This is a genomic window from Candidatus Marinarcus aquaticus, assembly GCF_004116335.1.
GTDB classification, from domain to species: Bacteria; Campylobacterota; Campylobacteria; order Campylobacterales; family Arcobacteraceae; genus Marinarcus; species Marinarcus aquaticus.
Genome location: NZ_PDKN01000010.1, coordinates 25,460 through 43,909 on the forward strand (window position 1 = coordinate 25,460; position 18,450 = coordinate 43,909).

The 18,450-nt window shown below is 36.6% G+C and carries 14 protein-coding genes; 10 read left to right on the top strand and 4 right to left on the bottom strand.

Features of this window, described 5'->3' with window-relative positions; genetic code table 11:
* Positions 1-9: 9 nt before the first annotated feature.
* Entirely contained in the window at positions 10-1,341 is a 1,332-nt protein-coding gene (locus tag CRV04_RS11605) for an O-antigen ligase family protein (protein WP_128997020.1), read from the top strand.
* A gap of 69 nt (positions 1,342-1,410) precedes the next feature.
* Positions 1,411-3,141, top strand: a complete 1,731-nt coding sequence (locus CRV04_RS11610; RefSeq protein WP_128997021.1) for a polysaccharide biosynthesis protein — start codon at positions 1,411-1,413, stop codon at positions 3,139-3,141.
* Position 3,142: 1 nt separating this feature from the next.
* Here the strand turns inward: CRV04_RS11610 and CRV04_RS11615 are convergent, their stop codons facing one another.
* From CRV04_RS11615 to CRV04_RS11630, 4 genes are read right to left on the bottom strand one after another with little or no spacing between them, the layout of a single operon-like run.
* Positions 3,143-3,733 carry a TetR/AcrR family transcriptional regulator gene (locus CRV04_RS11615; RefSeq protein ID WP_128997022.1) on the bottom strand — a complete coding sequence of 197 codons (591 nt, stop codon included), beginning with the start codon at positions 3,731-3,733 and terminating at the stop codon, positions 3,143-3,145.
* A gap of 2 nt (positions 3,734-3,735) precedes the next feature.
* Positions 3,736-6,837 carry an efflux RND transporter permease subunit gene (locus tag CRV04_RS11620; RefSeq protein ID WP_128997023.1) on the bottom strand — a complete coding sequence of 1,034 codons (3,102 nt, stop codon included), beginning with the start codon at positions 6,835-6,837 and terminating at the stop codon, positions 3,736-3,738.
* Complete coding sequence (locus tag CRV04_RS11625; RefSeq protein WP_128997024.1) at positions 6,834-7,931, bottom strand: efflux RND transporter periplasmic adaptor subunit; 1,098 nt, start codon at positions 7,929-7,931, stop codon at positions 6,834-6,836. Before CRV04_RS11625 ends, CRV04_RS11620 begins: the two co-directional genes overlap by 4 nt.
* Positions 7,928-9,154, bottom strand: a complete 1,227-nt coding sequence (locus tag CRV04_RS11630) for a TolC family protein (protein ID WP_128997025.1) — start codon at positions 9,152-9,154, stop codon at positions 7,928-7,930. The genes CRV04_RS11625 and CRV04_RS11630 overlap by 4 nt, the downstream gene beginning before the upstream one ends.
* Before the next feature lie 101 nt (positions 9,155-9,255).
* Between CRV04_RS11630 and CRV04_RS11635 the strand changes: the two genes are divergently transcribed.
* From CRV04_RS11635 to CRV04_RS11670, 8 genes are all read left to right on the top strand, one after another.
* Positions 9,256-9,738, top strand: coding sequence for a MarR family winged helix-turn-helix transcriptional regulator (locus CRV04_RS11635; RefSeq protein ID WP_128997026.1), 483 nt, complete (start codon positions 9,256-9,258; stop codon positions 9,736-9,738).
* A 109-nt stretch (positions 9,739-9,847) separates the two neighbouring features.
* Positions 9,848-12,268, top strand: a complete 2,421-nt coding sequence (locus tag CRV04_RS11640) for a hydrogenase small subunit (RefSeq protein ID WP_128997027.1) — start codon at positions 9,848-9,850, stop codon at positions 12,266-12,268.
* Positions 12,265-13,929 carry a nickel-dependent hydrogenase large subunit gene (locus CRV04_RS11645; protein WP_128997028.1) on the top strand — a complete coding sequence of 555 codons (1,665 nt, stop codon included), beginning with the start codon at positions 12,265-12,267 and terminating at the stop codon, positions 13,927-13,929. Before CRV04_RS11640 ends, CRV04_RS11645 begins: the two co-directional genes overlap by 4 nt.
* Positions 13,930-13,933: 4 nt before the next feature.
* Entirely contained in the window at positions 13,934-15,682 is a 1,749-nt protein-coding gene (locus CRV04_RS11650; RefSeq protein WP_128997029.1) for a proton-conducting transporter transmembrane domain-containing protein, read from the top strand.
* Positions 15,679-16,503, top strand: coding sequence for an NADH-quinone oxidoreductase subunit H (locus CRV04_RS11655; RefSeq protein WP_128997030.1), 825 nt, complete (start codon positions 15,679-15,681; stop codon positions 16,501-16,503). Before CRV04_RS11650 ends, CRV04_RS11655 begins: the two co-directional genes overlap by 4 nt.
* On the top strand, positions 16,496-17,023 hold the full coding sequence (locus tag CRV04_RS11660; RefSeq protein WP_128997031.1) for an NADH-quinone oxidoreductase subunit B family protein: 528 nt from the start codon (positions 16,496-16,498) through the stop codon (positions 17,021-17,023). The genes CRV04_RS11655 and CRV04_RS11660 overlap by 8 nt, the downstream gene beginning before the upstream one ends.
* Entirely contained in the window at positions 17,016-17,366 is a 351-nt protein-coding gene (locus CRV04_RS11665) for an NADH-quinone oxidoreductase subunit C (protein ID WP_128997032.1), read from the top strand. Before CRV04_RS11660 ends, CRV04_RS11665 begins: the two co-directional genes overlap by 8 nt.
* The gene (locus tag CRV04_RS11670; RefSeq protein ID WP_128997033.1) at positions 17,363-18,448 is read left to right on the top strand and encodes a hydrogenase large subunit; all 1,086 of its coding nucleotides are present in this window, start codon (positions 17,363-17,365) and stop codon (positions 18,446-18,448) included. The genes CRV04_RS11665 and CRV04_RS11670 overlap by 4 nt, the downstream gene beginning before the upstream one ends.
* The last annotated feature ends 2 nt before the right edge of the window (positions 18,449-18,450 follow it).

The following is an 18,450-nucleotide window of genomic DNA, read 5'->3' on the forward strand; positions in this document are numbered from 1 at the left end:
TAAGATACAATGATAGAAATATTAAAAACCCCTTCTCAAATAGTCCAGAATAAAATTACTCTTTGGTTAAACCATCTTTTAGTGTTGTATACATTTTTAATTTCCATTAATAATAATGCAAAAAGTTCACTTTTTTTTGTAATATTAGTGCTTTTTTTATATCGACGTGATTATATTAAATATACAAAAGAAGTTTTTTCAAATAAGATTGTTCAAGCATGTTTATTGTTTTATGCTATAAATGCATTTGGTATGTTATATACTGATAATATTGAGTATGGGAACGATCATATGGATCGTGTCAAATATTTACTTTTTCCATTAATATTCCTCTCTTTTCTCGATATAAGGTTTGTGAAGAGAATTATAGCTGCTTGTATTCTAGGAATGTTTGTTTCTATCAGTTTTTCTTATTTGGTACATCTAGGAATATTTCCATATGAATTGTCAATTGGTAAATATGAAATTTGGAAGACATTTGCATATAGTCCAGCACCATTTCTATCTCATGGAGAACATGGTGTTGGTATAGCTTTAGTAATAGCCTTTCTATTTTATTACATATTAAATATTAAAGATAATTTTGTATGGAATAAAGTCATTGCAACTTCAATGATTTTGATAGCATTGATTAACATGTCATTTATAGCAAGTAGAACAGGGTATATGACACTAATAGGAGTAATTGTAATAACAGTTCTTCTTACGTATAAAGAAAATATTAAATATCTTGTAATATCACTTTTTCTATTTTTTATTGCATGCTTTTTGTTATATTCTTTTTCAACGACAGTTAATCTTAGAGTGGATAGAGCAATAGATAATTTTGAAAAAGGTATGACCTCTAAAAAATTTTATGAGAATGGTTCAACGGCACAGAGAATAGGCTTAACTTTGTATTCAATGGAAGTGATTAAAGAGAATCCTATATTTGGAGTGGGAACAGGTGACCATATGGATGAATTGAGAAAAAGAATACCCGAAGAAGAAAAAAGATTACGCGAAATTTCAAAACCGCATAACTTGTATGTACAAATTCCGATGCAAATAGGAATATTTGGTTCATTAAGTTTTATTTATTTAATCTATATAATTTATAGTTATAAAAATACAACCAGAGAGAAAAAAGATATATTAATAATAATGACTACTGCCGTGCTTGTATTTATGGCTGGTGGTATGTTGTATGGTACATTTGAGTTACCACTTTTTATGGTTATTATCACAGCTATGATAGCAACAAAGACACAAAATATTGAAGTAAAACCTATTGATAGATATTTAATGCTTAAATATTTGGGCTGGATAGTTCTATTTTTGATTATAGGCATTACGCGTTAGTATAACAGTGATATTTTTATTACTTTTTAGTATAATGAAGTTCATAGATTCAAAAAAGGCATTCAGCTAGTGTTTAAAGTCGATAAACGAATACTTAATTTTCTTGTTATTATTTTTCTTACAACCATCACATTTACATGGACATTTTTTATCTTTCATCAAGAGATTATTTGGAGTGTTGTAGGATTTGTTATCTCCTTACGAATCATAGCTTCTGTTCTTATATTTAAAGATTATAGTCTCAGTTGGAGTAAAGTAACCCAACGCACCTTTTTAATCAAGTGTGTGGTTTATTTGGCTGCATTTATTGTTTACTTACCATTTCTATATGGAAAAGTGCGTTTTGCACTTTTAGCCAGTGAGTTTGCATTTTATCTTTTAGCAATCACTTTTTTTATGTATGCGTATCACTATTTTGTAAATCGCTCTCGTGTGAGTAAAACGAAAACAGTTGTGATTTATGGTGCAGGACAAGCAGGAACAAAACTTGAAAATGAATTCCGTAACAGTGAATACAAAGTAAAATATTTTGTAGATGACAGTAAAATTTTACAAAAAAGAAGTATTGATGGTGTGCGTATTGTCTCAAGAAGTCGTTTGAAAAAATACATGGGTAGTGAAAAGTTTGATTTACTCATTGTCGCTATTCCCAGTGCCAGTAAACGACGAGTTCAATACATCTATGAAAAGCTGAGCCCTCATTTTAAAAATGTTAAAATTCTTCCTTCTTTAGATGAAATTTTACGAGATAAAGAGTTTACAACACAATTAAAAGATATCTCTGTAGAAGATCTATTAGCACGACATCCTAAAGATTTAGATAAGAGTTTGATTCAATCCTTTATTAAAGACAAAAAGGTACTTATCACAGGTGCAGGTGGAAGTATTGGCAGTGAAATTTGCAGACAGTGTGCTTCATATGAAGCAAAAGAGTTAATTCTGCTTGATCACAGCGAGTACAATCTCTACTCTATTGCAGAAGAGTTATGTGCATATAAACCCAAACTGGTCATGCAATCAGTAGTCAATAAAGAGTTACTTGATAAGACCTTTGAAAAGTTTAAACCTGATATTGTTATTCATGCTGCAGCTTATAAACATGTGCCTTTGGTTGAAGACAATATCACGGAAGCCATTTTAAATAATATCATTGGAACTAAAAATAGTATTGATTGTGCTATTAAGCATAAGGTACAAAAGTTTGTACTTATCTCTACAGATAAAGCAGTTAGACCCACAAATGTAATGGGTACGACCAAACGTATTTGTGAGCTGTATGCACAAAATGTTGATGCTTGTCATACAGAAATTGTGGCTGTGCGATTTGGTAATGTATTAGGAAGCAGTGGAAGTGTTATTCCTAAATTTAAAGCACAAATTGCATCAGGTGGTCCTATTACAGTAACGCATCCTGATATCACACGATACTTTATGCTCATACCAGAAGCCTGTGAATTGGTACTTCAAGCAGCCAGTATTGCAAAAGGTGGAGAAATCTTTATTTTAGATATGGGTTCACCCATTAAAATTGTGGATTTGGCTAAAAAAATGATTGAACTCAGTGGTAAAGATGAGGTTCAAATTGAGTTTTCTGGATTAAGACCAGGAGAAAAACTCTATGAGGAACTTCTTATAAATGACAGTGATAAAACCACACAGTATGAGTCTATTACTGTTGCAGGTGATACTCCATATGAAATTTCAAAACTCAATCATGATATTTTTGAACTCATTAATACAAAAGATAAACTCTCAAAATTAAAAGAGATAGTCCCAGAGTTTAATCACCAAATCAATTAACTTACTGCTTACAAATAAACTCAAAAAGGGTGTCGATGTACTCATTGACCTCTTTTTGTATCTCACAGCACTCTTTACTCAAAGAAGAGAGTAAAAATCCCACATATGTATTTAAAATACCATTGATTAAATGAGAACTTTTACTTTTTAGTTTTTCTGTATGTATGGCATTGTCTAAAATTGTTTGAAGATGCTCTGTGTTTTTTTCATACCAACGCTCTTGAAATGCAATCAACTCGGAGTTTGTTTTGTAGTATGAGATACCAATAAATATTTTTAGAACCAGTCGGTAATGTTCATATTTATCTTCATAAAGTGATAAAAAAAATATTTTGAGTTTCTCTTTGAAAGTGGCTTGCTTTTCTATACGCACAAGTACATCTTGCATGTATTGTTCTTGTAAAATATACATCAGTTCCACTACAATGTCCTCTTTGCAAGTGAAGTATTCATAGATGGTACCTTTGCCTATATTGGCTGCTTGGGCAAGTCTTGAGATGGATATATCAGTAAGATTGTGTTTTAAAATAAGAGGTAGACACGACAGGGCAATGGCCTGTCGTTTTTTAGCTTTGTCTACGATTGGTGACATGGTTATTCAGATTTCTCTTTACTCAACTTTGAGATTAAGATATAAAAGAGTGGAATGAATAAAATGGCAATAAAGGTTGCCGTTAACATTCCTCCAATAACACCAGTACCAATTGAGTGCTTACTTGCAGCACCTGCACCACTACTAATTGCAAGTGGTAAAACCCCAACGGTAAATGCCAATGAGGTCATAATAATTGGACGAAGTCTCACTTTTGCTGCTTCTAATGCTGCATCCACTAAGTTAAACCCTTCTTTTCGTTTTTGCAGAGCAAACTCGACAATCAAAATGGCATTTTTAGCAGCAAGTCCAGCAAGCACAAGCAGTCCAATTTGGAAGTAGATGTTGTTATCTAAGCTTCGTAAGTTCGTTGCTAAAATTGCCCCAAAGATTGCAAATGGTACGGCTAAAACAACGGAGATTGGGAGCAACCATCTCTCATAGAGGGCACACAGAATTAAGAATAGGAATACAACCCCAAAAATAAACGCTTGTGCTGAACTTCCACCAATTTGTTTCTCTTGATATGCCGTACCTGTCCAACTGATGGTATACCCTTCAGGTAAAATTTCATTGGCAACCTCTTCAATGGCATTCAGTGCATCCCCTGAACTGTATCCCGGAGCTGGTTGTCCAGAGACTTTTGCTGCTTGAAAAAGGTTAAACCTTTCAATAATATCTGCCCCCACCACTTTTTTATAGGTAATAAATGAGTTAATAGGGAGTAACTCTCCATTGCTTGAACGTACAAACACTTTTTGAAAATCATCAATATTGTTTCGGTACTCATCGGTTGCTTGTAGGTTTACTCGATAGGTTCTTCCATACAGTGAGAAGTCATTGACATAGTAACTTCCAAAAGTGGCATTAATGGTGCTGTAAATATCATTGATACTTACCCCTTTTGCTTTGGCTTTTTCAATGTCTACATCCACTTTAAACTGTGGAATGGTGGCAGAAAGTGCTGTTCTGACACCCACAAGTTCTGGTCTTGTTCGAGCCTTTTCCAAAACCTTATTCACCACATTACCTAAATCTTCAATGCTTCCACCTGTACGGTCTTGTACATACATATCAAATCCACCCGTAACACTCATCCCCATAATAGGTGGTGGTACAACGGCAAAAGAGAACCCTTCACTCGTACCCATGAGTTGTTTACTGAACTTTTGCAACAGTGCTTGTGCCTCTTGTTCTGGATTGGGTCGCTCATCCCAATCTTTAAGTTTAATAATTGTTGCAACCGTGTGCGTTCTTTGAGCTGAGGTTGTAAAGTCATAACCTGCAAGCGTAATAATATTTGCTACGTTTGGATCTTTTTCAATGATGGCATTGATCTCTTCAGAAAGCTCCAATGACTTTGATAAAGAGTATCCCGGAGGGTTAAATCCAAAGATGAAAATCGTCCCTTGGTCTTCATCAGGCAAAAGCCCTGTTTTCATCGATTTGAACATATCGTATGAAATAAACAATAAGCCCGCATAAAGCAACACAGAGATTAAAGAGAAGCGTATGGTTTTTTTAACCAAATAGGAGTACCCTTGTGTTGCTTTTGCAAACATTTCATTGAACCATTTGAAAAATCCTTTGGGTTCATGTTTTTTGTTTTTTAAAATCTTTACACAAAGAGCCGGGGTCAGTGTTAATGCTACAAATCCTGAAATCAACACAGAGATAACAATGGTAATAGCAAACTGTCGATACATCTCACCAGAGAGACCTCCCATAAAAGCAACCGGAATGAAAATGGCTCCAAGAACTAAGATAATTGCAATTAAGGCACCTGTAACTTCACGCATGGCAATAAAGGCTGCTTCTTTGGGTTTGTGCCCCTCTTCCATGTGACGTTCGATGTTCTCAATAACAATAATGGCATCATCTACAACGATTCCAATGGCCAGAACCAGACCAAACAGCGTCAGTAAGTTGATACTGAATCCTAAGGCATACATACCTGCAAAGGCACCCACAATTGATATTGGTACAGCAATAAATGGGATAATGGTTGCTCGCCAACTTTGTAAAAACAAGAAGATGATTAAAATTACTAAAATCAAGGCTTCAACGAATGTTTTAACCACTTCTTCAATGGACGCTGAAATAAACTTTGTACTGTCGTATGGAATACTGTATGTCATATCTTCAGGGAAGTTTTTTTGTGCTTCCTTTAAAGCTTCTGAAATGGCATTGGCGGTATCTAGTGCATTCGCACCACTTTGTAAAAAAATACCAATGGGAATAGATGCTGCGTTATTCAGTCGTGTTTGCATACTGTAATCACCTGCTCCTAAGTCGATATTGGCAATGTCTTTGAGTTTTAGGCTACTTCCATCTTCATTGGCTCGAATGACAATATCACCAAACTGTTTAGGGTCTTCGAGTCGTTTAGGTGTTTGAATGGTATACGTATACATTTGCTTATTAGCAATGGGTTCAGCTGCAATTTTACCTGCAGCGTATTGGTTATTTTGCTCTTGAATCGCTGTGATAACATCCGTCGTAGCTAATTCATATTTAGAGAGTTTTAACGGGTCCATCCAAATTCGAATAGAATAATCTTTAGCACCAAAAATTCGAGCATCCCCGACACCTTTTACACGTTTTAATGACTCAACCATATTGAGTAAGGCATAGTTTGATAAATAGATGCTGTCATAGGTATTGTTGGGTGATTGAAGCATAATAAACTGCAAAATACTTGGACTTCTCTCCCCTACCACAACACCCAATCGTTGGACTTGTTCAGGCATTTTTGCCAACGCTGCTTGAACACGGTTATTGACATCAATCTTCGCTGAATCAGGGTCGGTTCCTACTTCAAAGAAGATGTTGATACTTAATCGTCCACTGTCTTCTGCAACTGAGTTCATGTAAAGCATGTTTTTAGCACCATTGATTTGTTCTTCAAGGGGTGCTGCAACAGTCTTAGCAATCGTATCGGCACTTGCTCCTGGGTAAGAGGCACTTACAATAATTTGTGGAGGCAATACTCTTGGATACTGTTCAATGGGAAGATTGAACATGGCAATCAGCCCCGTTAAAAAGATAACAATCGATAAAACTCCTGCAAAAACAGGTCTTTTAATAAAAAATGAAGATATCATAGCTGTTTCGCTTTATTGACTATTTGAACTTTTGTGTCAGGTCTGAGTTTTGCAAGGTTACTTATAACAATTTGTTCATTGGCTTTGATACCATCTTTGATTACTATACCTTTCGTAACTAAATCACCGGTGAGGACAGGTCGTACTTTGGCAATACCGTTGGCATCAATCACATACACAATATTTGCTTGGGCTGTTTTTAAAACCGCATTTTCAGGAACTACAAAAACATCGCCTAAAGAGAGATTGGAGATCTCTACTTTCGTGAAATTCCCTACAATCAGTTCATTATTTGTGTTTTCAAACTTTGCTCTTAAAAGTAAGGTATCCGTTTGAGAATCCAGTTTTGGAGCAATATAATCAATCATTCCACCTGTCACTTTGTGACCACCATTTTCAATAGCAATTTCACTTTTCCCTGCTCGAATTTGAGATAAAAAGCTTGAAATATCATCTTTAGTCAATGAAAATTCAACATGCACAGGATCAATGGCTGTAATGGTTATAAGCAGAGAATTATCATCATTGCTTCCAACTAAATCTCCAATATCACTCTTTTTAATACCTGCAATTCCATCAATAGGAGAGGTGACAGTGGTATACCCGTACTCAATTTTTGCTTGAGTGAGTTTCGCTTTGGCATCTTCATAGGTATAAACATACGCATCATAATCTTGTACACTGATGGCTTTACTCTCTAAAAGGGCTTGGGCTCTTTTATAATCTTTATTGGCTTTGTTATAATTGGCTTGTGCTTGGTCTAAATTGGCTTTGTATGTATCTTGCTCAATGGTATAAAGCAGTTGGCCTTTGTGAACGAATTCACCCTCTTTAAAATGTTTTTTCTTTAAGATACCTTGCACTCGGGCATTCACATCTGCTTCTTCAAAAGGTTTGATTAAAGCTGGGTAACTTTTTGTTGTTGTCACCTTTTCATTTTTGACACTGAAAACCTGTACAGGCAGTCCAGCATTTTGTGCTGTTGCATTTTGCGGTTTTTTTTGTTCATCGCTGCATGCAGTGAACCCTAAAATAAGTGTGGTTGTAATTAATAATTTTGAACCTACTAAAAGGCACTTCTTCTGTGTTATCATTGTACATAATCCTTTAAATTTTCTCCACTGTGATAAAAAATGGTTGCTTTTTTTACTTCTAAATCATACTTGGCAGCTTTTAAAGTACTAATAGCGTCATACTTCTCTGTTAATGCTTCTAAATAAGCTACATTATCAATTAATCCATTTTGGAATTTTGATTTAATCACTTCATAAGCCGTTTGAGCAGCTTCTAAACCTGCTTGAGCCGATTTAATTTTCATTTTTGCAATTTCATATGCTCGATTTGCCAGCTGTAAATCAACATTTGCTCTGTTCTTTTCATACTCATATTGAGATTTCAGACTCAAATATTTTTTGTATTTGGATTCTGTTTTATTCATTGTTTCACCAAATGAGAAGATGTTCCATGTTAAGTTAACTGAAAAAACATTTTGTTCATCTATAGAGCTCTCATAAGCACTGTTTTCATACTTCAAATCATAGTATGTGTAGGTGTCATTAAGAGTGATCGTTGGGAAATAATCCCCTTTTTCAATATCTGCAGCATTGTCTGATGCTTCTACATCATACTCCAACGCTTTGATATCCGCACGATTCATTGTGAGATTGTTCTTAGGTGCTTCTAAAACGGCTCCGGCTTCAATCTTAACAGGTTGACCTGTAATATACTCCAAATTATGTGTGATGGTTTCAAGTTGTAACTCAATTTCATGTAGGTCAACATTGGAACTTTGCACACGTGAAATAATTTTTTGCAGTTCATCTTCTGTTGTACTGCCTACTTCAAAGAATTTTTCCAGTCGTTTGTATTGTGCTTGAAGTTGTTCAATCTCTTTTTGTTTGGCCTCTTGTTGAGCTAACAAGGAGAGATAGTTGTAGTAGTATGTTACCACATCCAAGGCAATTTGGTTTTTGACGGAATTTAAAGTCTGTTCTGAACTCTTGATGTCACTTTGATATTTAAAAAAGGTATTCTCTCTTTTTCCTCCATCAAAAAGTGTCAAGCTCACTTTCCCATATGCTTGAGAACCTTTGTCAGGTACTGAAGCCGTCTCTTTATTGGTTGATGAGTAACTGGCACCTACATCCACACTTGGGTAGTAACTGCTTTTGACTCCTTTATATTCATATTGCAAAGCTTCTAAGTTGTATTGGTAAGCGTTTACCATTCTATTTTGCAGTGATAAATCCAATAATTCGTTTAATGTATGCCCCCACATAAAAAGGGGAGTTAAAAAAATAAAATATATTTTTTTCAATTGCGCTCCTTTATCTTGCTGGAAAGATAACAAAGTTTCTCTTAAAATTGTCTTACTAGAAAGATATATTATTTTAACTTTATTTTTGTTATACTTCTCTTATGGATAAACATTACTTAGAACACTTTTTCGAACGCACGGGCAAACTTAAAGGGTATGAAGTAGCAAATTTCACCCTTCCTTTGACACTGATTTATAAAAATATGTTCAATGAAACGGAGCATCTTCTAAAAACCAAGTTCAATATGATTCACTCTGAATTGGATGTGTTAGCAGCACTTTATTTTAATGGCAAAGTACTCTCTCCAACAGAGCTTTATGCTGCAACTGTATTCTCTTCAGGTGGAATGACAAAAGTGCTTAAAAAGCTTGAAGCTTCAGGTCTAATCAGTCGGGTGCCTTGTGCCAAAGATAAACGTAGTACACTCGTTAAAATTGAGAAACAAGGTGAAGAGTTAGTTGAAGATTCATTGCAAGAGGTGTTGCAAACACGAAAACCAATGTTCGATATTTTAAGCCATAAAGAGCAAGAAGATTTGAAAAAAATTCTTAAAAAGTTAACCTTACATTTAAGCGATAAATAGTATCTTGACACTATTTTAACATAACTAGAAAGTGAAAGATGGTATGATAGGTTTCATATCGTTTTGAAATTCTTTTATTCAAGTATCAATCAAATGAAAAAGAGGTTATATGCATATTGTTATCATTGGTGGAGGAATCGCAGCAGTATACGCTGCTAATCATATCAAAGCACTTGACTCCTCACATGAAATTACACTATTGAGTAATGAAGCGTATGTTCCTTATGATCGTATACATCTGTGTCGTCTTATCAATCACAAATCTACTTTAGACAATATTGCTTTGTCTTTACATCATGAAGTCAAACTTCTTTTAAATCAAGTCGTTACGAATATTGATACTAAAAACAATACCATCAGCAGTAACGAACAAACCATCCATTATGACAAACTCATTCTTGCCACAGGTTCCACTCCTCTTTCATTAATTGATGTAACACAACATAAAAATTGTGCTGTCTTTCGAAGTGCATCTGATGCACAACTTATAAGAGAACACACAAAAGAACAAGAAGTGGTGATTGTGGGAAGTGGATCCATTGCTTTAGAGCTTTTAGAGACTCTAAAAGATATGCAAGAGATTAAAGCTATTACTCTTTTAGTGCGAGCGCATCATCTCTACAGCAAAGAGTTAAGTAAAGAAGCACAAACCATCATTGAAAAAAGCTTTTTGCAAGACCCGCGTGTACGAATACTCTATGATGATGAAATCATCAATTATGATATTGAGTCACAAACCATTAAAGCCATTGAAACTAAAAGAATCAAAATAAACAACCCTTTTGTGGTGTTTGGTATTGGAATTTCTCCTGCTGTAGAGAGCTTTAAACCGTTTGTAGAAGTTGAAAAAGGCATTGTTGTTAATGCTTTTATGCAAAGCAGTCATCAAGATATTTACGCCATTGGAGAGTGTGCACAAGTTAAAGAGTATGACTATATTGCAGGACATGTGAAACAGTGTACCCAACAAGCTCAAATTGCAGTGCAACATATGCTTGATAAAGAGTGTGAACCTTTTAGTTTAGGTGTATCTACAGATATGTTAAAAGTGGGTGAGTTTGATTTAGTAGAAGTGTGCAGTGCAGACTTTGAATCGCCATTTGAAAAAGTGGTTATTCATTCAAAAGAGCACAATCGAGTGGATGAATACTTTCTAAAAGGTAAACAGCTCGTACGATTTATTGGTATCAATTCCAATGTGGACATCGCATATTTAGAAAATATGATGGATTCAAACAGCAGTTTGGATTTGAATTATGTGTATGACAATCGACTCATAGGCGAGCGTGGACGTTTGATTTGCTCGTGTGAACATCTCTATTATCAAGATTTGGTGGATTTGGTGGTGCAAACAGGTGTGGATGGTTTTGAAACCTTTAAAGAGTTCAGCTCTGCTGGAAGAGTGTGTGGTCGTTGTAAAACGATGATTGAAGATGTGATTGCATCTTCGCAAGAACTCATTGATCCTCTTATGCCACGAAAAACAGCTCAACAAATCAAACAAGAAAAAGAGCTTAAAGAGGTTGAACAAAGACTCAATAAATTTAAACGACTGCATCCTTTAAACCAATTGGATGAATCCAATTTAGACGCCGCAATGAAAATGGTGGATGTCGCACAAGATGAACTGAACAGTTGGGTTTCAATGGTCACAGCCAACATGCAACTGCATCCTGCGTTTGAACCGTTGGTCAAACAGAGTGTTAAAACACTCAATAAAGTACCCATTATTTGGTTGGAACTCTCTGATTGCAGTGGTAACAGTGAAGCGTTTATTAAAACCACCAATCCCACTTTGGAGGATTTGATTTTTGACTATATCTCTTTGGATTATCACGAACTGCTTATGAGTGCCAGTGGTAATCAAAGTGAAACGGTTTTAGAAGAGGTGATTCATCAATTTAAAAATGAGTATGTACTTATTGTAGAAGGGGCCATTCCTTTAGGTTTGGATGGAAAGTATCTTCGAATAGGACCTAATGGGGAGACAGGTTTAGCGTTGTTGCAACGATGTGCCAAAGATGCAGCACTGATTTTAGCTGTAGGAAGTTGTGCATTTGATGGTGGAGTCGTAGCTGCAAGTCCCAATCCCACCAATGCCGTAGGCGTTGCACAAGCACTTCACAGAGAGGATGTGATTAATATCACGGGGTGCCCAACGAATCCTGTGAACATTGTAGGAACCCTGCTTTCATATTTGATGTTTGAAGAGCTTCCTAAGCTTGATGAGTTTAATCGACCTTTGTGGGCGTATGAGGGAAGAGTGCATGACAATTGTGAACGACGAGGGCATTATGAGTTGGGAGAGTTTGTCAAACAATGGGGCGATGAAGGGGCTAAAAAAGGGTGGTGCTTGTTTGAGATGGGATGCAAAGGGCCATATGCCCATGTGAATTGTCCTACCATGAAGTTTAACCAAGGTACCAGTTGGCCTGTTCAAGCAGGACATGGATGCATGGGATGTACTGAAAAAGGGTTTTTTGATAAGTTTGCCAATGAACGACCCATACAAGAGGGACAAGAAGCATGAAGAAAATAGTCATTGATCCTATTACAAGAATTGAAGGGCATTTACGAGCAGAAATACAGGTCAATGAAAAAGGCATTGTCCAAGAAGCGTATGTGAGTGGACAACTCTTTCGTGGTATTGAACTGATTTTAAAAAACAGAGACCCAAGAGATGCAGGATTACTTGCAGGAAGAATTTGTGGAGTGTGTACCAATTCACACTTTAGAGGTTCCATTCAAGCTGTTGAAAATGCCTATGAGATAAAAACGCCTAAAAATGCCAGTTTAATACGTGATCTTATGAGCATGGCTCTTTTTATTCAAGACCATGTGGTGCATTTTTACCAATTGCATCTGTTGGATTATGTGGATGTGACCCGTGCTTTACAGGCCAATGCAAAACAGACCAGCAAAGAGGCACACTTGTATTGTAACCGACCTTTTAGAAACTCACACACTCATTATGAAGCGGTATTGCAACGTGTTGAGAATTTTGTACAAGCGGGGCGGTTGGGACCCTTTAGTAATGGTTACTGGGGACACAAAGCGTACAGACTTTCAAGCGAACAAAACCTTTTATTGCTTTCGCACTATTTTGAAGCCTTGAAATTTCAAGTGAAGATTTCTAAAGCCATTGCTATTTTTGGTGGGAAGACGCCTCATCCTCAAAGTTTGGTTGTAGGTGGAGTCACGAGCGTTGCAGATATGTTAAATCCTCAACGACTCAATGACTTTTTGTTTATCATGAAAGAGGCGAGTGATTTTGTCAATCGAGCCTATATTCCTGATATGAAACTTTTGGCCAAAGTCTATAAAAAGCAGATGAAAAGAGGGGAAGGCAGAGCCAATGGCAACTTTCTAAGTGCGGGTGGTTATGACATTGATGAGCAGACACAACTCTTTAGTTCAGGTGTCATCTACGCACACGATTTTGATAACATTGAAGTCTTTGATGCTTCAAAAATCAGTGAAGAGGTCAAACAAGCATGGTACAACAATGAAAATCCCAATCAGGTAGAGTACACCGATTTAAACCCTGATGGCTCTTTAAAAACCACATATCATAATGACAAATACTCTTGGGTAAAAGCACCACGTTATGGTGGCCAGACAATGGAGACGGGACCACTGGCGAGAGTTTTTATAGGTTATGCCAAAGGCAATGAAACCATAACGCATTTTACCCATGAGTTTTTAGAAGCATGCCAGTTAGAGTTAATGGATTTAAGCAGCAGTGTGGGAAGAAACTGTGCCCGAGCGATTGAGACACAAATCATTTGTGAATATATTTTTAAACTCATCTCTAATTTGATTCAAAATGTGAAGTATTATGATACTCAAACATGGCAAGCATATGATATGGATGTGTATTCACAAACAGCTGGAACGACTTTTTTAGAAGTACCTCGTGGCATGCTGATGCATCACGTTCAAATCAAAAATCAACGCATTCAAAACTATCAAGTCATTGCCCCTACGACGTGGAATGCCAGTCCTAAAAATGGGGATGATAAAAGAGCAGCTTATGAAGAGGCACTCGTAGGATTACAATTGCACGATGTGAATCAACCGTTAGAAGTATTACGTGTATTACACTCTTTTGATCCCTGTTTGGCGTGTGCGGTACATGTGATTGATTGCCAAGGAAACAGCATGGCACACTATAAATTAACAACAGGCTAAAACCATGATACTTCTTTTAGGATTGCCTCTTTTAACGGCTCTTTGTGCGTTTGTTTTTAATCACTTATGGCGAAATGTTGTGGTAATATTATGCGTGATTGTGGTCACCTTTTTGTCCATTGATATTTATTTAAATGCAGATATTGTGGCACTCTCTTTCTCTACTTTGATGCATCAGTTTTTCCGTATTTTAGATGTATTGGTTTTACTCTTTTTTTTGGTTGAAGGGGTACGGCATTTGCACATGCCCACGATGATATTGGCAATCATTCAATTGATTTTATACTCCTTTGTTTTATTGATGCCCTCAAATCATGGTATTGATATCATTATGGATGATTTAAGTGCAGTGATGTTTCTTATTATTAATATTGTAGGGGGCTTGATTACTCTGTTTGCTTTAGAGTATATCAAAAGAGAAAAATGCAGTCCAAAAAGAAAAGGGTATTTCATCGCGTTACTTCTGTTTTTTATCGCTGTGATGAATCTGTTGGTGGTGTGCAACTCTTTGGAACTGCTTTTTTTATGTTTTGAACTCACCACACTGTGTTCATACTTATTGATTCAATTTCGGCAAGACAGTGTGAGCAAAGCCAACGCATTACGAGCATTGTGGATGAACCAAGTGGGCGGTATTGCGATTCTATTTTCATTGTTGAGTGCGTTGTATTATTATGAAACACATTTTTTCAATGAACTGTTTGTGCAAGTGGAACCTTCCATGTTACTTCCTATCGCACTGTTGGTGTGTGCAGCGTATGTCAAAGCAGCATCTTTGCCCTTTCACAGTTGGCTTTTAGGTGCCATGGTCGCGCCCACACCAGTGAGTGCTCTTTTACACAGTGCAACGATGGTGAAAATCGCTCCATTTTTTATCTTAAAACTCTCAGTGGTTTTTACCTATGAAATCAGTATGAGTGTGGCACTGTTTGGGGCATTTGTTTTTTTTGCTGCTTCTGTTTTGGCCTTGAGTAAAACGGTTTTTAAAGAGATTTTGGGTCTCTCCACGATTGCTCTTTTAGCACTGATGATGTCGTTGGCCAGTTTGGATTCTGAGGAGGCTAAAGAGGCGGCATTGTGGTTGATGCTCTTTCACAGTATTGCTAAAGCATTGCTTTTTTTACAAGCAGGGGTTTTAGAAAAAATCAATGGCATAAAAGATATCAATGAGTTTGATGAAATGGCGACCAAAACACCGATGGTACTTTTCTATATGGTATTGGGATTTGCCTCTTTAACCCTGCCTCCATTTGCAGCATTTTTAGGAAAATTTATGGCCATTGAGTCTTTGGCTGCATTGATGTTTGAACACATGAGTTATTTGGTTGTGTTGCTCTTTATTCTTTTGGGCAGTGTGGTATTGACACTTCTTTATTTCAAACTTATGAGCAAAGCATTTCTACAAAAAGCCTTTACACATAACGAGTCAAAAAAAATACCTCTGTTGTTTACTTTGCCTTCATTATTGCTTGCATTGATGTTGTTTGCCAGCATGTTTTTGGTTCTGAAACTGCAATTTTTAAGTCAAATACAGATGTGGTTGCCATTAAGTTTGCTTCTTTTAGTGCCTCTTTTGTTGCTGGTGATGAAGTTTAAAAAAGCAACGTATGTGGGAGAGTATAATTGTGCAGAAAGAGAGAGTTTTGTTGTAGGGTGTTATTCATTTGAGATATCAAATAACATTACTCAACTTTTAAGTGCCATTGCCATTGGTTTGATACTCATTACTTTGGTGTTTGGAGTCTTTGCATGATAGAGTCTGTTTTCATACTTTTAGCACCCATCATAGGAGCGTTGCTTTATGGTTTTGAACGCATTGTCAAAGCACGCATGCAAAACAGAATGGGACCACCTTTATTGCAACCTTTTTATGACATGTTTAAATTGATGCAAAAACGCTTGTATTTGATTCATGCACCACATGCTTTGTTCGCTTTACTACACTTTATCACTTTGTGGATGGTGGTGGCCTTTATTATTTTAGGTGACAATCTTTTATATAGTATCTTTTTACATCTGTTGGCCACTATTTTTTTAATCATGGCGGGTTTCAGTGTACGAAGTGCCTACTCTCATATGGGTGCAAATCGAGAGCTTTTAGCACTGTTAGCCTATGAACCCATACTCATTTTAATGGCTGTAGGTTTGTATTTGTATACAGGCAGTTTTAATATCTCGATGATTCGAACGTTTTCAAGCAGTTTGCCTCAGTTGTTGTTGCTCTTTTTGTCTTTGGCTTTAATCATCCCCGTTAAGCTAAAAAAATCACCTTTTGATGCAACTTCTGCACACCAAGAGATTGTGGGTGGTGTGGAGATTGAGTACAGCAGTTGGATGTTTGAATTTTTATACATGGCCAAATGTTTGGAGTATGTTTTTGTTTATTTATTGGTGGCACTTTTTGCGGGTAACTCTTTGAGCTTGGCTCTCCTGTTAGTAGCCACTGTTTTTTTAATGGTAAACTTAGTGGATAACAGTACTGCCAGAGTTAAAATACAAGATTTGATGAAAATGGTGTTGGGATTTGGTCTGATTTTAAGTATTATGAATATTGTAGGACTCTATTTTGTTTAGTTTTAAATGGTTTAAGAAAAAATCCCCTTGGATATTGCACTACAATGCAGGCAGTTGTAATGGGTGCGATATAGAAATACTCGCATGTCTCTCTCCCAAATATGATTTAGAACGCTTTGGAGTGATAAATTGTGGTAACCCTAAACAAGCTGATATTTTTTTAGTCACTGGACCTGTGACCTATCGTTCAAGAGAGCGTTTGATACAACTCTATACCCAAATACCTGAACCCAAAGTGGTGATTGCAGTTGGAAGTTGTGCGTGCACGGGTGGGATATTTAGAAGTATGTACAACGTTGAAGATGGGATTGACAGATATATTCCCGTGGATGTGTATACGCCCGGGTGTGCGAGCAGTCCAGAGTTGATTATGGATGCAGTTATTCAAGCCGTTGATATCTTTGAACACAAAAATCAACAACTGCAAAGTGCGAAAAAATTGTACCGACAACCTGTTTTTGAACAAGGACGTTTTTGTGTAAGTAATGTGGCAAAGAGTTTGAAGGATAAAGATGAATAAAATAGCTGTTGAATTAGATGAACTTTTTAGTATGATAGAGCGTTTTTATGATAAAACAAAACACTCTTTTTTAACCTTAAATGCATTGAGTGTCGATGAAGATACGATTGAAGTACAGTGGATATTTTCACACTATTATGAAAAAGAGCATATCACGCTGTTTTATGCACTCATCAACCCCAATCAAACCATTCCCAGTATTACTTCCCTTATTCCATCTGCTGTGATTTCTCAACGAGAGATTGTAGATATGTTTGGAGTGAAAGTGGAAGATACACAAGCAGGTCTTTATTTGGATGAGGACAGCGTGAAAGCACCTTTACGAGTAGGATATGGGCTATGAAAAAAAATATTCAAATCCCTTTAGGTTCGCAACACATTGCTTTAGTTGAACCTGTGAAGTTTCGTTTTGAGTGTGAAAATGAACGCATTAAAGAAGTGAGCAGTGATGTAGGGTTTGTACACAGAGGAGTCGAACAAGCGTGCGTAAGCAAGTTTAAATTTGATGCCATACCCTATGTGGTTGCACGTGTGTGTGGTTTGTGTGCCATTACGCACTCTTTGGCGTATACTCAAACCATTGAGGAGATGCTTGAAGTAGAACTTAATGATAAGATTCAATACTTACGAACCTTGATGATTGAATTGGACAGAATTCATTCTCATATGCTGTGTCTTGCACATGTGTGTGAAAATGCAGGTTTTGAAGCAATGTTTATGGATATCATGGCCAAACGAGAACCCATTATGACACTTCAAGAGCTCATCAGTGGAAACCGAATACAGTTTGATTATATCTCTATTGGAGGAGTGAACAGAGATATTACTCCTGAAATACAAAAACGAGGTTTAGAGATTTTAGCTGCATTAAAAGAGGAGATTCTACTTTATATTCATGAGTTTCAAAACAACTGGTCATTGTCTTTAAAGTATAAAGGCGTAGGTGTATTAACGTTGGATGAAGCAATGAGTTATAATGCCATTGGTCCCTTAGCTCGTGCAAGCGGATTGGCTACTGATGTGCGAGCAGAGACAAGTCGTTTACCGTATGATAAAATAGGGTATGAGATGGTACTTGAACACACAGGGGATGTGTTTGCAAGAAACCAAGTACGACTCAAAGAGATTTTAAACTCCATTGCTATGTGTGAGAATATTTTTGAGGGCTTACCTCAAGGAGAGATTCAACAAAAAGTCAAAGGCAAACCCAATGGGGAGAGTTTGGTACGTTTGGAAGCACCTCGTGGAGAGTTGATGTATTATGTCAAAGGCAATGCCAAACCGATGTTAGAGCGTGTGCGTATTAAGACACCGACCTTTTCATGTATTCCAGCATTTATGGAAGTATTTAAAGAGGAAGTGTATGCAGATGCTCCTGCGATATTGGCCTCTTTTGATCCTTGTTTATCGTGTACGGCGAAGTAAAT

Coding starts and splice junctions, on each gene's coding strand:
- CRV04_RS11605 (WP_128997020.1), top strand. CDS start 10: ATGATAGAAATATTAAAAACCCCTTCTCAAATAGTCCAGAATAAAATT.
- CRV04_RS11615 (WP_128997022.1), bottom strand. CDS start 3,733: ATGTCACCAATCGTAGACAAAGCTAAAAAACGACAGGCCATTGCCCTG.
- CRV04_RS11620 (WP_128997023.1), bottom strand. CDS start 6,837: ATGATATCTTCATTTTTTATTAAAAGACCTGTTTTTGCAGGAGTTTTA.
- CRV04_RS11625 (WP_128997024.1), bottom strand. CDS start 7,931: ATGATAACACAGAAGAAGTGCCTTTTAGTAGGTTCAAAATTATTAATT.
- CRV04_RS11635 (WP_128997026.1), top strand. CDS start 9,256: ATGGATAAACATTACTTAGAACACTTTTTCGAACGCACGGGCAAACTT.
- CRV04_RS11640 (WP_128997027.1), top strand. CDS start 9,848: ATGCATATTGTTATCATTGGTGGAGGAATCGCAGCAGTATACGCTGCT.
- CRV04_RS11645 (WP_128997028.1), top strand. CDS start 12,265: ATGAAGAAAATAGTCATTGATCCTATTACAAGAATTGAAGGGCATTTA.
- CRV04_RS11650 (WP_128997029.1), top strand. CDS start 13,934: ATGATACTTCTTTTAGGATTGCCTCTTTTAACGGCTCTTTGTGCGTTT.
- CRV04_RS11655 (WP_128997030.1), top strand. CDS start 15,679: ATGATAGAGTCTGTTTTCATACTTTTAGCACCCATCATAGGAGCGTTG.
- CRV04_RS11665 (WP_128997032.1), top strand. CDS start 17,016: ATGAATAAAATAGCTGTTGAATTAGATGAACTTTTTAGTATGATAGAG.
- CRV04_RS11670 (WP_128997033.1), top strand. CDS start 17,363: ATGAAAAAAAATATTCAAATCCCTTTAGGTTCGCAACACATTGCTTTA.